Raw genomic sequence first — 13,101 nt, forward strand, 5'->3', positions numbered from 1 at the left:
GACGCCAGGCGCTACATCGGCTTCACCGCCCGCAGTTCGCCGTCCAGCTCCAGCCACCGGGTGAGCCCCAGGCCGCGCAGGAACGGCAGGTCGTGGCTGGCCACGATCAGCGCCCCCCGGTAGGCGGCCAGCGCCTGGGTGAGCTGGCGGACGCTGGCGAGGTCCAGGTTGTTGGTCGGCTCGTCGAGCAGCAGCAGCTGCGGCGGCGGGTCGGCCAGCAGCAGGGCGGCCAGTGTCGCGCGGAAGCGCTCGCCGCCCGAGAGGGTGGCGGCGGGCTGGTCGGCCCGGGCCCCGCGGAACAGGAAGCGGGCGAGCCGGGCGCGGACCGCGTTGTCCCCGGCGCCGGGGGCGAACAGCTTGACGTTCTCCACGACCGAGCGCTCGTCGTCCAGCAGGTCGAGCCGCTGCGGGAGGTACCGCAGCGGCACCGGGGTGACGACCTCCCCCGCCAGCGGGGCGAGTTCGCCCGCGATGGTGCGCAGCAGGGTGGACTTGCCGGCGCCGTTGCGGCCGACCAGGGCGATCCGCTCGGGCCCGCGCAGGTCGAGGTCGGCGGTGGCGCCGTAGGGCAGCCGGACCTTGTCCAGGGTGAGCACGGTACGGCCGGCCGGGACGGCGGTGCGCGGCAGGTCGATCCGGATCTCGGCGTCGTCCCGCACCGCCTCCTCGGCCACGTCGAGCCGCGCCCTGGCCTCCTCCAGTCGCTCGGCGTGCATGCCCTGGAGACGGCCGGCCGTCTCCTGGCCCTTGCGCTTGAGCATTCCGGCGAAGATGTGCGGGTCGTTGCGGGTGACCGAGCGCTTCTTGCCGTACGCGGCGCTGCGGTCCAGCCGGACGCGGGCCTCGGCCAAGTCCCGCTTCTGGCGCTGGACGTCGGCCTCGGCGTTGCGCAGCAGCCGCTCGGCCGTCTCCTGCTGGGCCGCGAGGGTGCGTTCGTAGTCGTCGAAGTCGCCGCCGTACCAGGTGACTTCGCCGTCCCGCAGGTCGGCGATCCGATCGACGTGCCGGAGCAGTTCGCGGTCGTGGCTGACGATCAGCATCACGCCGTTCCAGCCTGCCACCGTCTCGTAGAGCCGCTCGCGGGCGGCCCGGTCGAGGTTGTTGGTGGGCTCGTCGAGCAGCAGGACGTCGGGGCGGGCCATCAGCAGGGCGGCCAGCCGCAGCAGCACCACCTCGCCGCCGGAGAGTTCGCCGGTGGTGCGGTCGAGGCCGAGGCGGTGGAGGCCGAGCCGGTCGAGGGTGGCGCGGGCGCGCTCCTCGACGTCCCAGTCGTCGCCGATCGCGTCGAAGTGGCGCTGGTCGGTGTCGCCGGACTCGATGGCGTGCAGGGCCTCGCGGGCGCCGCGGATGCCGAGCGCCTCGTCCACCCGCAGCGTCGTGTCGAGCGTCAACCCCTGTGGCAGGTAGCCGAGTTCGCCCTCGACCCGGACGGTGCCGCCGGTGGGGGTGAGCTCGCCGGCGATCAGCCGCATCAGGGTGGACTTGCCGGCGCCGTTGAGACCGATCAGGCCGGTGCGGCCGGGGCCGACGGCGAGCTGGAAGCCGTCCAGGACGGGCTTGCCGTCGGGCCACTCGAACGAGAGCTCGGTGCAGAGGACGGCGGTGGTGGTGGGTTGGTGTGCCACAAGGGCCTCCCGGGGTGGTTGCCGAAGGGGTGGTGAGCAACACGGGGAGACACCGCGGGTGCGGAACCGGGGACGGCCGAAGGAGAACGAAGGGGTGGCGTCACGCAGAGGGGCGCCACGGGCCGTGACTGAGGTCGCACACTCGCGCACCGCGCAACGGCAGCAGGGCCTGCGCGGCGGGGGCGGTGTCCCGGGACCTCAGTAGAGCAACGGCCTTCTCCTTGTCTGGCTGATGACCCGGACCACGTTAGGCAGCCCGTACGGCACCCGCAACCGATTTACCGGCCCCGAGGTCGCGGCGGAACGCACCCCCGACGAGGTCCGGCGGGGACGACCCCCCGACGGAGGTCCGACGGGGAGCCGGCGGGGGCCCGGTGCCGATCCGGTGCCGATCCGGTGACGGCCCCGTCCCGGTCAGGGGCGGATGTCAGGAGTCCCCCGGCCGCATGGCAGACTCCTCACCTGCCATGCCGGCGGCCGAAGCGGGCCGCACCCGGGGATCGGGTCGCATGGCGGTAGTCAACAGGGGGATTTGAACTCATGTCACCGATATCCCGGCCGGGCCGTGCCGTCCTGGGCGCCTCCGTCGCCGCGCTGACCATGGTGGTCGCCACCGCGTGCGGCCCCGACAACGCCGATCCGGCCGTGACCGCGGCTCCCAGCGTCGCGGCCAGCGCCGCCGGCACCCCGGGCGCGGCTCCGATCAAGCTTCCGACGCTCGAAGAGCTGAAGACCTGGAAGCTGGAGGACTGGGACAAGTGGGCCCAGGCGAACGTGATCACCCCGGCGGTCAAGGGCTACTGGACCCTGCAGAAGCTGCTGGAGGCCAAGCCGAAGCCGCTGCCCCAGCCCGCCCCGGAGGCGACCCAGCCGCCCGCGCAGCCCACCGGCGCCGCGTCGGCCACCAGCGCGCCCACCAGCGCGCCCACCGCTGCCCAGCCGGGCGGCGGCGCGGACCAGCTGCCCGCCGTGGTCCCGGCCAAGCCCGTGGCGCACCCGTTCCCGAAGAACATGCACGTCAACGGCAAGATCTTCTTCAAGGACGGCAACGAGGACTACGTGTGCTCCGGCACCGTCGTCTCCGACCCGGCCAACCCGGGCAAGAGCAACCTGGTGTGGACCGCCAGCCACTGCCTGCACGGCGGCAAGGGCAACAAGTACTACACCGACATCACCTTCGCCCCGGCCTTCAACAGCAACGGCGTGCTGAGCAACGGCAACAAGCAGGCCAAGCTGGAGGACGCCGAGCCGTACGGCGAGTGGACCGCCACCTCCGGCATGGTCTCGCCGCAGTGGGCCGGCGAGGCCGACCCGGAGAAGGGCGGCCCGTGGAGCCAGTACGACTTCGGCATCATCAAGGTCTCCAACCCCAACCCGGGCGGCAAGTCGCTGGAGGAGACCGTCGGCGGTTCCGTCCCGCTCTGGTTCAACGCCCCGCGTGACCAGGTCGGCGCCGTCAGCAACTACGGCTTCCCCGAGGGCAAGCCCTTCGACGGCGTGGAGCTGGAGCACTGCGACGGCGGCAAGCCGTCCAAGAAGACCGGCGACCCGAGCCGCCCGGCGATGCTGCTGATCGGCTGCAACATGACCGGCGGCAGCAGCGGCGGCGGCTGGTACGCGACCAAGGACGGCAAGCCGGCGCTGGTCAGCGACACCTCCATCGGCAACGGCGCGAACACCTACGAGGCCGGTCCGTACCTGGAGGACGTGGCCCAGCACATGTTCGAGTACTTCTCGAAGAAGGCCAAGTGATCAAGGCCCGGTGATCAAGTCCGGGTGATCCGGGGGCCGCGGCAGGACAGCCGCGGCCCCCGCTTTTTTCCGTCGAGCGGGCCGCTCCTCCTACAATCGGCCCCATCATGAGCGCGACACTCGTAGTCAAGGACCTCAGCGCCGGCCACGGCGAACGCACCCTCTTCTCCGGCCTGGACCTGGTCGTCGCCCCCGGCGACGTGATCGGTCTGGTCGGCGTGAACGGCGCCGGCAAGTCGACCCTGCTGCGGCTGCTGGCCGGCCTGGACGCCCCCGAGGGCGGCTCGCTGCGGCTGAGCCCGGCGAGCGCCAACGTCGGCCACCTGCCGCAGGAGCCGGAGCGGCGCGAGGGCGAGTCGGTGCGCGACTTCCTGGCCCGCCGCACCGGCGTGGCGGCCGCGCAGGCCGCGCTGGACGAGGCCACCGAGGGCCTGGTCGAGGGCCGGGCGGGCGCCGACGACGCGTACGCCGTCGGCCTGGAGCGCTGGCTGGACCTCGGCGGCGCCGACCTGGAGGAGCGCGCCGAGGAGGTCGCCGACTCGCTCGGGCTGAAGGTCTCGCTGGACCTGCCGATGACCGCCCTGTCCGGCGGCCAGGCCGCCCGGGCCGGCCTCGCCTCGCTGCTGCTCTCCCGCTACGACGTCTTCCTGCTCGACGAGCCCACCAACGACCTCGACCTGGACGGCCTGGAGCGCCTGGAGGCCTTCGTCAAGGGCCTGCGCACGGGCACCGTGCTGATCAGCCACGACCGCGAGTTCCTGGCCCGCACCGTGACCAAGGTGCTGGAGCTGGACCTGCACCAGCAGCAGGTCAACCTGTACGGCGGCGGCTACGAGGCGTACCTGGAGGAGCGGGCGGTGGCCCGTCGGCACGCCCGCGAGGAGTACGACGAGTACGCCGACACCAAGGCCGGGCTGGAGGCCCGGGCGCGGATGCAGCGCGGCTGGATGGAGAACGGCGTGCGCAACGCCCGCCGCAAGTCCTCCGACAACGACAAGATCGGGCGCGCGATGCGCACCGAGTCCACCGAGAAGCAGGCCGCCAAGGCCCGGCAGACCCAGCGGATGATCGAGCGGCTGGACGTGGTCGACGAGCCCCGCAAGGAGTGGGAGCTGCGGATGGAGATCGCCACCGCGCCGCGCTCCGGCTCGGTGGTCGCCACCCTGCGCGGGGCGAGCGTGCGGCGCGGGGACTTCGCCTTCGGCCCGGTGGACCTGCAGATCGACTGGGCCGACCGGGTCGCCATCACCGGCGCCAACGGCGCGGGCAAGTCCACGCTGCTGGCCGCCCTGCTCGGCCGGCTGGAGCTGGACGGCGGGAGCGCCTCGCTGGGCTCCGGCGTGGTGGTCGGCGAGGTGGACCAGGCGCGCGGCCTGTTCCTGGGCGGTGAACCGCTGCTGGAGGCCTTCGCAGCCGCCGTACCGGAGCTCGCGCCGGAGGACGTGCGCACGCTGCTGGCCAAGTTCGGCCTCAAGGCGGTGCACGTGCTGCGTCAGGCCGCCACCCTCTCCCCCGGCGAGCGCACCCGGGCCGCGCTGGCGCTGCTGCAGGCCCGCGGGGTCAACCTGCTGGTGCTGGACGAGCCCACCAACCACCTGGACCTGCCGGCGATCGAGCAGCTGGAGACCGCGCTGGGCTCGTACACCGGCACCCTGCTGCTGGTCACCCACGACCGGCGGATGCTGGACACGGTGTCGGTGAACCGCCGGATCGAGGTCCGGGACGGGCGGGTGCACGAGCTCTGAGCCGGCGCCGGCCGGCGATTGGCTCCATCTCCCGGTCTGTACCTATCGGTCTGTACCTATCGGTCTGTACCTCTTCCCGGAGGGGCCGTCATGTGCTGTGCTGTCCGCCATGGTTGACAGCACAGACAGCGCCGTGGCGGGGACGTCCCACCCGACCGTCCCGCTCGCCCCCATGACGGTGCCCGCCCACGAGGCCGAGGCCCGCAGCAGGTCCTTCCACGACGTGATGGCCCGGCGCCGGACCGTCCGCGACTACTCCACCCGCCCGCTCCCGGACGGGGTCGTCGAGTGGGCGATCCGGACGGCCGGCACCGCGCCCAGCGGCGCGCACGTCCAGCCGTGGCGGTTCGTGGTGATCACCGACCCGGAGCGCAAGCGGCGGCTGCGCGAGGCGGCCGAGACCGAGGAGCGCGAGTTCTACGGCCACCGGGCGTCGGAGGAGTGGCTGGCCGCCCTCGCCCCGATCGGCACCGACTGGCGCAAGCCGTTCCTGGAGGACGCGCCGGCCGTGATCGTGGTGTTCGAGGTGCACAAGGGCCCCGACTCGCCGCGCCCGTACTACACCAAGGAGTCGGTGGGGATCGCCGTCGGGCTGCTGCTGGCCACGCTGCACCAGGCCGGGCTGGCCACGCTGACCCACACCCCGAGTCCGATGAAGTTCCTCAACGAGGTGTGCGACCGCCCGGCGGAGGAGCGCGCGGCGTACGTGATCCCGGTCGGCTACCCGGCCGAGGGGGCGCGCGTGCCGGACCTGCGGCGCAAGGAGCTCGACGAGGTGATGGTCCGGCTCTGACGCACCGGGGCGCGGGCGGGCGCGCCCGCCACCGGGGGGACATCGGATGGTGACAGGTCCCGGCCAAGGACATAATCGCCGTCATGAGCCAAGCACAGTCACGGTCCTGCGGCCTCGCCCCGCCGGTGGCGGCGGTGACCGCCGGGCGGCCGCCGGAACGGCTGCGGCTGCCCGGCGGCCTCTGGCTGCGGCGCCGCCGCAGCACCCACGCGGCCGCGCTGAACCGGGCCGTCCGCGCCAACCTGGACCACCTGCGGCCCTGGATGGAGTGGGCGGCCGAGGCCCCCTCCCGGGCCCGGACCGCCGAGCTGACCAGAGCCGGCGCGGCCGCCTGGGAGGCCGGCACCGACTTCATGTACCTGGCCGGCCTGGACGCCGAACCCGGCGGCGTGATCGGCGCCTTCGGCCTGCACGGGCGGATCGGGCCGGGCGCGCTGGAGATCGGCTACTGGGTCGCCACCGGGCACGTCGGCCGCGGCATCGCCACCGCCGCGGCCGGGGCGCTGACCGAGGCCGCGCTGGCACTGCCCGGGATCACCCGGGTGGAGATCCGCTGCGACCGGGCGAACGGCGCCAGCGCGGCCGTCCCGCGCAAGCTCGGCTACCGGCTGGACCGGGTCGCCGAGACCGCCGTCCGGGCTCCGGGCGAGACCGGACGGCAGCTGGTGTGGGTGATGGAGCGCTGACTCCCGGCGCCGCACCGGCCACCGGCGCGGCACCGGCTCCCGGCCCCCGGTCGGGCACCGGCCCCCGGCGAGCACCGATCCGCCGGCACCGCCCGCGCTCGCGGCGCCCCGTCAGTAACGCTCGCCGGTCGCGGCCGGGAGCGCGTCCAGCTCGGCCAGGTCCGCCGCCGAGAGTTCGATCCCGGCCGCGCCCACGTTGTCCACCAGGTAGCGCGGCGTCCGGGTGCCCGGGATCGGGAAGACGTACCGGCCCTGCGCCAGCACCCAGGCCAGCGCCACCTGCGCGGGGCTGGCGCCGGTCCGTCCGGCGACCGCCCGGACCCTCTCGACCAGCGCCAGGTTGGCCTTCAGCGCGTCCTGCTGGAAGCGCGGCAGCCGGCGGCGGAAGTCGTCGGCGGCCAGCTCGTCGAAGGAGGTGATGCCGCCGGTCAGGAAGCCCCGGCCGAGCGGCGAGAACGGCAGGAAGGCGATGCCCTGCTCCTCGGTGTACGGCAGCACCTCGGCCAGCACGTCCCGGGTCCACAGCGACAGTTCGGACTGCACCGAGGCCACCGGGTGCACGGACTGCGCCCGCTTGATCTCCTCGACCGTCGGCTCGGAGAGCCCGATGCTCCGGGCCTTGCCGGCCGCGACGGCCTCGGCGAACGCGCCCCAGGTCTCCTCGATCGGGACGTCCGGGTCGACCCGGTGCAGCTGGTAGAGGTCGACGTGGTCGGTGCCCAGCCGGCGCAGGCTCTCGTCGATCGAGCGGCGCACGTGCTCGGGCCGGCCGTTGCGCTGCTGCTGGCCCGCACCGCCCGGCACGATGCCCACCTTGGTGGCCAGGAAGGCGCGTTCCCGGTACGGCCCGGCCAGCGCGGCGCCGACCACCTCCTCGTTGGTGTACGGGCCGTACATGTCGGCGGTGTCGATCAGGCCGACGCCGAGGTCCAGCGCCTGCCGGATCACCCGGACGGAGTTCTCGTCGTCCCGGCTCCCCATGTCGTAGGCCCAGGTCATGCCCATGCAGCCGAGGCCGATGACGCCGATCTCGGGGCCGCCGGTACCGAACGGGGCGTTGCGCATGAGGGTGCTCCCATCGTGGATTCCGCGGCTTCCGTGGCGGTGGCCGCAGCAGTGGTTCGCGTGGTGGCGCGTTCGATGCCCTCAGCTTTCACCTTGGAGTGCACTCCAGGTCAAGTCCCTTTCGAAGCCCGCCCCGTCGCCGTCTTAACCGTTCCTAAAACCTGCCCCCGGTGGGGCGTCCGGGGCCGGGAAGTGCTTGACGTGCACAGCTGGTCTAGTCCAGTTTGATGCTCAGCACCGCACTCCCCCGCACCGCACTCCCCCGCACCGCACTCCCCCGCACCGCGCTCCCACGCCCGGAACACCCCCAGGCCGCCGCCCGCCCCGTGTCTCCCCCCTCGCGGCGCGGGCGGCCCCACCACGTCCCGAGAGGCACCCCCATGCCCAGCGCGCCCCTGCACGCCCCCACGCACCGCCGCCCCGCCGGCCGGACCACCCTGCTGAGCCTCGCCGCCGCCACCGCGCTCGCCGCCGGCGGCCTGGCCGTCCTCGCCGGGAACGCCGGCGCCGCCGACGGCAACCTGCTCGCCAACGGCGGCCTGGAGAGCGGCGCGGTCGGCCCCTGGAGCTGTTCCGCCGGCACCGGGAGCGTAGTCAACTCCGGTGCGCACAGCGGGACGTACGCACTCAAGGGGGCGGTGGGCGCGAGCGACACCGCGCAGTGCGGCCAGAGCGTCGCCGTCCAGCCCAACACCAAGTACACCCTCAGCGCCTGGGTGCAGGGGCAGTACGTCTACCTCGGCGCGACCGGCAGCGGCTTCACCGACCCGGCCACCTGGACCGCCGGCGGCCCCGGCTGGCAGCAGCTGTCCACGAGTTTCACCACCGGGCCCGCCACCACCAGCGTCACCGTGTACCTGCACGGCTGGTACGGCCAGGGCGGCTACCTCGCCGACGACATCGCGCTGACCGGCCCCGGCGGCGGCAACCCGACCACCCCGCCGCCGAGTTCGACCCCGCCGGGCCCGACCGGCACCCCGACCGGCACGCCCACCGGCGGACCGACCACCCCGGCGCCGAACGTCGCGCTCCCGGTCGCCCCGTACATCGACATGGGCGCCTGGCCCACCCCCTCGATGCCCGACCTGGCCAAGGCCGGCGGCCTCAAGGGCTACACCATGGGCTTCGTCACCGGCGTCGGCTGCAAGGCCAGCTGGTTCAACGCCTACGACCCGCGCACCGCCTGGGCCAAGGACCAGGTGGACGCGCTGCGCGCGGCCGGCGGCGACGTCAAGGTCTCCTTCGGCGGCGCCGCCGGCACCGAACTCGCCGCCGCCTGCACCACGGTGGACTCGCTGTTCGCCGAGTACGACGCCGTGGTGAACGCCTACAACCTGCGCTACGTCGACTTCGACATCGAGGGCGCGGCCATCGCCGACACCGCCGCCAACGACCGCCGCTCCGCCGCGCTCGCCAAGCTCCAGCAGGCCCACCCGGGCCTCAAGGTCTCCTTCACCCTGCCCGTCCTGCCGGAGGGCCTGACCGCCGAGGGCGTCGCCATCGTCAAGTCCGCCCGGGACGCCGGGGTGGCCGTCGACGTGGTCAACATCATGGCGATGGACTACTACCGGAGCGGGACCGACTACGGCAACGCCGCCGTCCAGGCCGCGCAGTCGCTGTTCGGCCAGCTCAAGGCCCTCTACCCGGCGAGGACCGACGCCCAGCTGTGGGCCATGGTCGGCGTCACGCCGATGATCGGCGAGAACGACGACCACCAGGTCTACAACCAGGCCGACGCCCAGCAGTTGGTGGCTTTCGCCCGGCAGAACCACCTCGGGATGGTGTCCTTCTGGGACGCCACCCGGGACGCCAACGCCTGCACCGGTGGCTCGCTGTCCAAGTGCACCAACATCCCGCAGCAGCCGTACGAGTTCGCGAAGATCCTCGGCCAGTACGCGGGCTGAGCCCACGCCCGCGGCGACGGCCCCGACGGCGGACCCGGCGGCGGACCCGGCGTCCGCCGCCCACCGCCCACCGCCCACCGCCCACCGCCCACCAGCGGAAATTGGCATCTCATCGTCCCGGGCCGTCCACTACAGTCCCTCCCACCTGTACGGCACGAGGGGGCGGACATGACGGTCCGGGACGACCATCACCAGCTGATCACCATCCATCCGGCGAGCGACGCCGCCGGGGCGGCGGGCCTCACCGCCGAGGAACTCGCCGCGTTCAGCCGCACCCTCGGCCGCCTGCGCGCCCTCCCCGCCCACGACCGCACCCGGCTGCACGCCGAGCGGCAGCTCGGCTCCTTCGTCATGGAGAGCCGCAAGCGCCGCCGCCAGGAGGCCCGGCAGGCCGTGCGGCAGGCCGACGCCGACCTGCTCGCCACCACCGCGACCGGCAGCCGGACCCGCCGCGAGGACGCACCGCTGGCCGCCGCGGACGGACCGGTCGGCGAGCTGCTGGTCCCGCGCAAGTGCTACGTCTGCAAGCAGGCCTACCGCTCGGTCGACGGCTTCTACCACATGCTCTGCCCGGACTGCGCGGCCGACAACACCGCCCGCCGCGCCCTGGGGACCGACCTGCGCGGGCGCCGGGCGCTGCTCACCGGCGGGCGGGTGAAGATCGGCTTCCAGCTCGCCCTGATGATGCTGCGCGACGGCGCCGAGCTGATCGTCACCAGCCGGTTCCCGCAGGACACCGTCCGCCGCTTCCGCGCCGCCGAGGGCAGCGGGCAGTGGTGGGAGCGGCTCAGCGTGGTCGGCATCGACCTGCGTGACCCGCGCCAGGTCATCGGTCTGACCGACCGGCTGCGCGCCGACGGGCGCCCGCTCGACATCCTGGTCAACAACGCCGCCCAGACCCTGCGCCGCCCGCCCGAGTCGTACGCGCCGCTGGCCGCCGGCGAGCTGGACGCCCTGCCCGCCGCCGACCGCCGGGCGATCGAGCACGCCCCCGGGTTCCGGCCGGTCGCCGGCCTCGCCCGGCTCTCCTCCGGCGCCGGGTCGTTGCTGGACCTCACCGACGAGTCCGGGCTGCTGCCCGACCTCGCGCCCGCCAACTCCTGGTCCGCCGTGCTCGGTTCGCTCGACCCGGCGGAGGTCCTGGAGACCCAGCTGGTCAACGTGCTGGCCCCGGCCCTGCTCTGCGACCGGCTGCTGCCCCTGCTGCTGGCCTCCCCGCACCCCGCCCGCTACATCGTCAACGTCACGGCGGTGGAGGGCCGGTTCGCCGTCCGCAACAAGACCGCCCGGCACCCGCACACCAACATGGCGAAGGCCGCGCTCAACATGCTCACCCGTACCAGCGCGGCCGAACTCGCCCCCCGGGGCGTGCACATGTGCGCCGTCGACACCGGGTGGATCACCGACGAGAACCCGGCCCCGAAGAAGGCCCACCTCGCCGCCCAGGGGTTCCGCACCCCGCTGGACATCGTGGACGGCGCGGCCCGGGTCTACGACCCGATCGTCCGCGGCGAGGCCGGGGACCCGGTGTCGGGGGTGTTCCTCAAGGACTACCGGGTGGCGCAGTGGTGAGGCCCGGACGGGCCGGGGCGGAAGCTCAGGTGTCGTAGTGGCCCGCGCTCCCGCCCCGCCCCGCCGGCGCGGGCCGGGGCGGGGCGGGGTGGGGCGGGGTGGGGCGGGGGGACTCACGCGCTGCCCGGCCGGCGGCGGCGGTGGTAGGCCCAGGCGAGGGCGAGGGTGATCGGCCCCCAGAACATCGCCGTCGAGGTGCAGATCCGGCCCAGGAGCATCCACCAGCCGTTGCTGTAGCCGACCTCCGCGAACACGCCCAGCCAGGCGAGCGGCATGCCGTCGAAGAGGGCCACCAGGGTCAGGCCCCCGAGCACGGCCGGGACGAGCGCCGCGAGCGGCGGCACCCGCCGGCCCCGCAGCACGGGCACCCAGCGCGGGAACACCTCGCCCCAGCCGCTGACCAGCCCCAGGGTCAGCAGCGTCAGCGCCTCGGTGACCACGCTCAGACCGATCACGTACGGGGCGGCCCACCAGACGTAGGGCGGGGCGGCCGGGTCGACGGTGCCCATCCGGAAGTCGAAGGCGAACGGCAGGCGCCACAGGCAGTGCGGCAGCACGATCAACGGGAGGGCCTTGGCCAGTCGCAGGGCCCAACGGGGAACGGGGCGTTCGGTGTCGCCCACCGGGATGTCCTTCAGCATGGCTCCACCGTCCCGGACACCACCCCCGCCGCACGTCCACCGCACGGCCCGCCCGCCTCCCCCGCGCGAGCCAACCCGCCGTCGGCCCAGCGGTGGAGAACGGACGTCAGCCCTTGGACCCCAGGCCGTACGCGGTGGTCAGCAGCCCGAGGAGGTACGGGGTCTCGGCGCCGTTCAGCGCGGTCGGGTCGACCGAGTACACGACCTTGCGGGCGAGGTCCTGGGTCGCGAAGACACCACTGGTGGAGCCCGGCCGGGACCCGGTCTTGCCCCAGACCACGATGCCGCCGGCCGTGAGGCGTTCGAGGCCCGTGCTCATGCAGGCCGTGCCGTCCGGGCAGTGGCCGCCGTGTCCGGCCATGGGCACCGCCGGGACCGTGAACAGCAGTTCCTGCTGGGCCGGCGGCAGGAGGCGGCCCCGGAACAGCGCCGTCATGAAGCGGTCCAGGTCGGGGGCGCTGGAGATCATGCCGCCCTCGGTCCAGGGCCACGGGCTCTGCTCGGTCACGTCCACCCGGTGCGAGCCGCCGTCCGCGTCGGGGACGGTCAGGTACGGGCGGGTCGCGGGGTGCCGCAGCCGCGGGTCGTCGGCGTCCGGGAGGGAGGTGTCGTGCAGGCCGAGCGGGCGGACGATCCGGTCGCGCAGCTCGTCGGCGTAGCGGTGGCCGGTGACCTTCTCCACGATCAGCCCGGCGACGAAGGTGTTCATGCCGTTGTACTGCTGGGCGCTGCCGGGCGTGAAGCCCAGCGGCTGCCCGGCCATCGTGGCGAGGACCTCCTCGGGGGTGAAGGAGTCGAACCGGTGCTCGGCGAACCAGCCGGTGGTGCCGTCACCCCAGGGCACGTTGGAGCCGCCGGGCAGTCCACTGGTGTGGTTGAGCAACTGCCCCACCGTGACCGACGCGTAGGGGAAGTCCGGGAGGTACTGCCGGACCGCGCCGTCGAGGTCGATCCGGCCCTCGCCGGCGAGTTGGAGGACGACGGTGGTGGTGAAGACCTTCGAGATCGACCCGATCCGGAACCGGCCGTGCGGATCCACCCGCATACCGCTCTCCGCCGAGGCGCCCTCGAAGCTCCCGGCGGAACCGGTGACCCGCAGGAACGCGGCGGAGACGTCGGCGGCCGGCCGCTGGGCGAGGGCGCCCCGGAGCGCCGCCGGGTCCAGCGGCGGCAGTGCGGACGGGCTCGCCGCCGCCGGGGCGGCGACGGAGGGCGTCGTGGCGAGGGCCGGGCTGCCCGCCCCGACCGTCAGCGCGGCCGCGAGGGCGCCGGCGGCGGCCAGGGCGGCCCAACGGGTGCGGTTCGTGTGCGCGTTCAT

At 74.0% G+C, this 13,101-nt stretch carries 10 protein-coding genes; 6 read left to right on the forward strand and 4 right to left on the reverse strand.

The genetic code is table 11. From position 1 onward, the window contains the following. Nucleotides 1-11: 11 nt before the first annotated feature. Entirely contained in the window at nt 12-1,625 is a 1,614-nt protein-coding gene (locus tag ACFVHV_RS07450) for an ABC-F family ATP-binding cassette domain-containing protein (protein ID WP_380349513.1), read from the reverse strand. A 540-nt stretch (nt 1,626-2,165) separates the two neighbouring features. Here ACFVHV_RS07450 and ACFVHV_RS07455 point away from each other — a divergent pair. From ACFVHV_RS07455 to ACFVHV_RS07470, 4 genes are all read left to right on the forward strand, one after another. After that, nucleotides 2,166-3,377, forward strand: a complete 1,212-nt coding sequence (locus tag ACFVHV_RS07455) for a hypothetical protein (protein WP_359900063.1) — start codon at nt 2,166-2,168, stop codon at nt 3,375-3,377. Between the two features lie 107 nt (nt 3,378-3,484). Then, a complete protein-coding gene (locus tag ACFVHV_RS07460) occupies nt 3,485-5,122 on the forward strand; it encodes an ABC-F family ATP-binding cassette domain-containing protein (protein ID WP_359900061.1) in 1,638 nt (545 codons plus the stop codon). Between the two features lie 109 nt (nt 5,123-5,231). Then, complete coding sequence (locus ACFVHV_RS07465; protein ID WP_359900059.1) at nt 5,232-5,915, forward strand: nitroreductase family protein; 684 nt, start codon at nt 5,232-5,234, stop codon at nt 5,913-5,915. A gap of 83 nt (nt 5,916-5,998) precedes the next feature. Further along, nucleotides 5,999-6,601 (forward strand): GNAT family protein, encoded by a 603-nt coding sequence (locus ACFVHV_RS07470; protein WP_359900057.1) that lies wholly within the window; start codon nt 5,999-6,001, stop codon nt 6,599-6,601. Nucleotides 6,602-6,712: 111 nt separating this feature from the next. Here the strand turns inward: ACFVHV_RS07470 and ACFVHV_RS07475 are convergent, their stop codons facing one another. After that, nucleotides 6,713-7,666, reverse strand: a complete 954-nt coding sequence (locus ACFVHV_RS07475) for an aldo/keto reductase (protein WP_359900055.1) — start codon at nt 7,664-7,666, stop codon at nt 6,713-6,715. A 380-nt stretch (nt 7,667-8,046) separates the two neighbouring features. On the opposite strand from ACFVHV_RS07475, the gene ACFVHV_RS07480 reads away from it, so the two are divergent. After that, nucleotides 8,047-9,570 (forward strand): carbohydrate binding domain-containing protein, encoded by a 1,524-nt coding sequence (locus tag ACFVHV_RS07480; protein ID WP_359900053.1) that lies wholly within the window; start codon nt 8,047-8,049, stop codon nt 9,568-9,570. Nucleotides 9,571-9,738: 168 nt separating this feature from the next. Then, nucleotides 9,739-11,142 (forward strand): SDR family NAD(P)-dependent oxidoreductase, encoded by a 1,404-nt coding sequence (locus tag ACFVHV_RS07485; protein ID WP_359900051.1) that lies wholly within the window; start codon nt 9,739-9,741, stop codon nt 11,140-11,142. A 113-nt stretch (nt 11,143-11,255) separates the two neighbouring features. On the opposite strand, the gene ACFVHV_RS07490 is transcribed toward ACFVHV_RS07485, so the two are convergent. Further along, entirely contained in the window at nt 11,256-11,783 is a 528-nt protein-coding gene (locus ACFVHV_RS07490; protein WP_380349519.1) for a hypothetical protein, read from the reverse strand. Nucleotides 11,784-11,889: 106 nt separating this feature from the next. Next, a complete protein-coding gene (locus ACFVHV_RS07495) occupies nt 11,890-13,101 on the reverse strand; it encodes a serine hydrolase domain-containing protein (protein ID WP_380349521.1) in 1,212 nt (403 codons plus the stop codon).

The organism is Kitasatospora sp. NPDC127116 (assembly GCF_042677365.1).
GTDB lineage: Bacteria > Actinomycetota > Actinomycetes > Streptomycetales > Streptomycetaceae > Kitasatospora > Kitasatospora lactacystinica.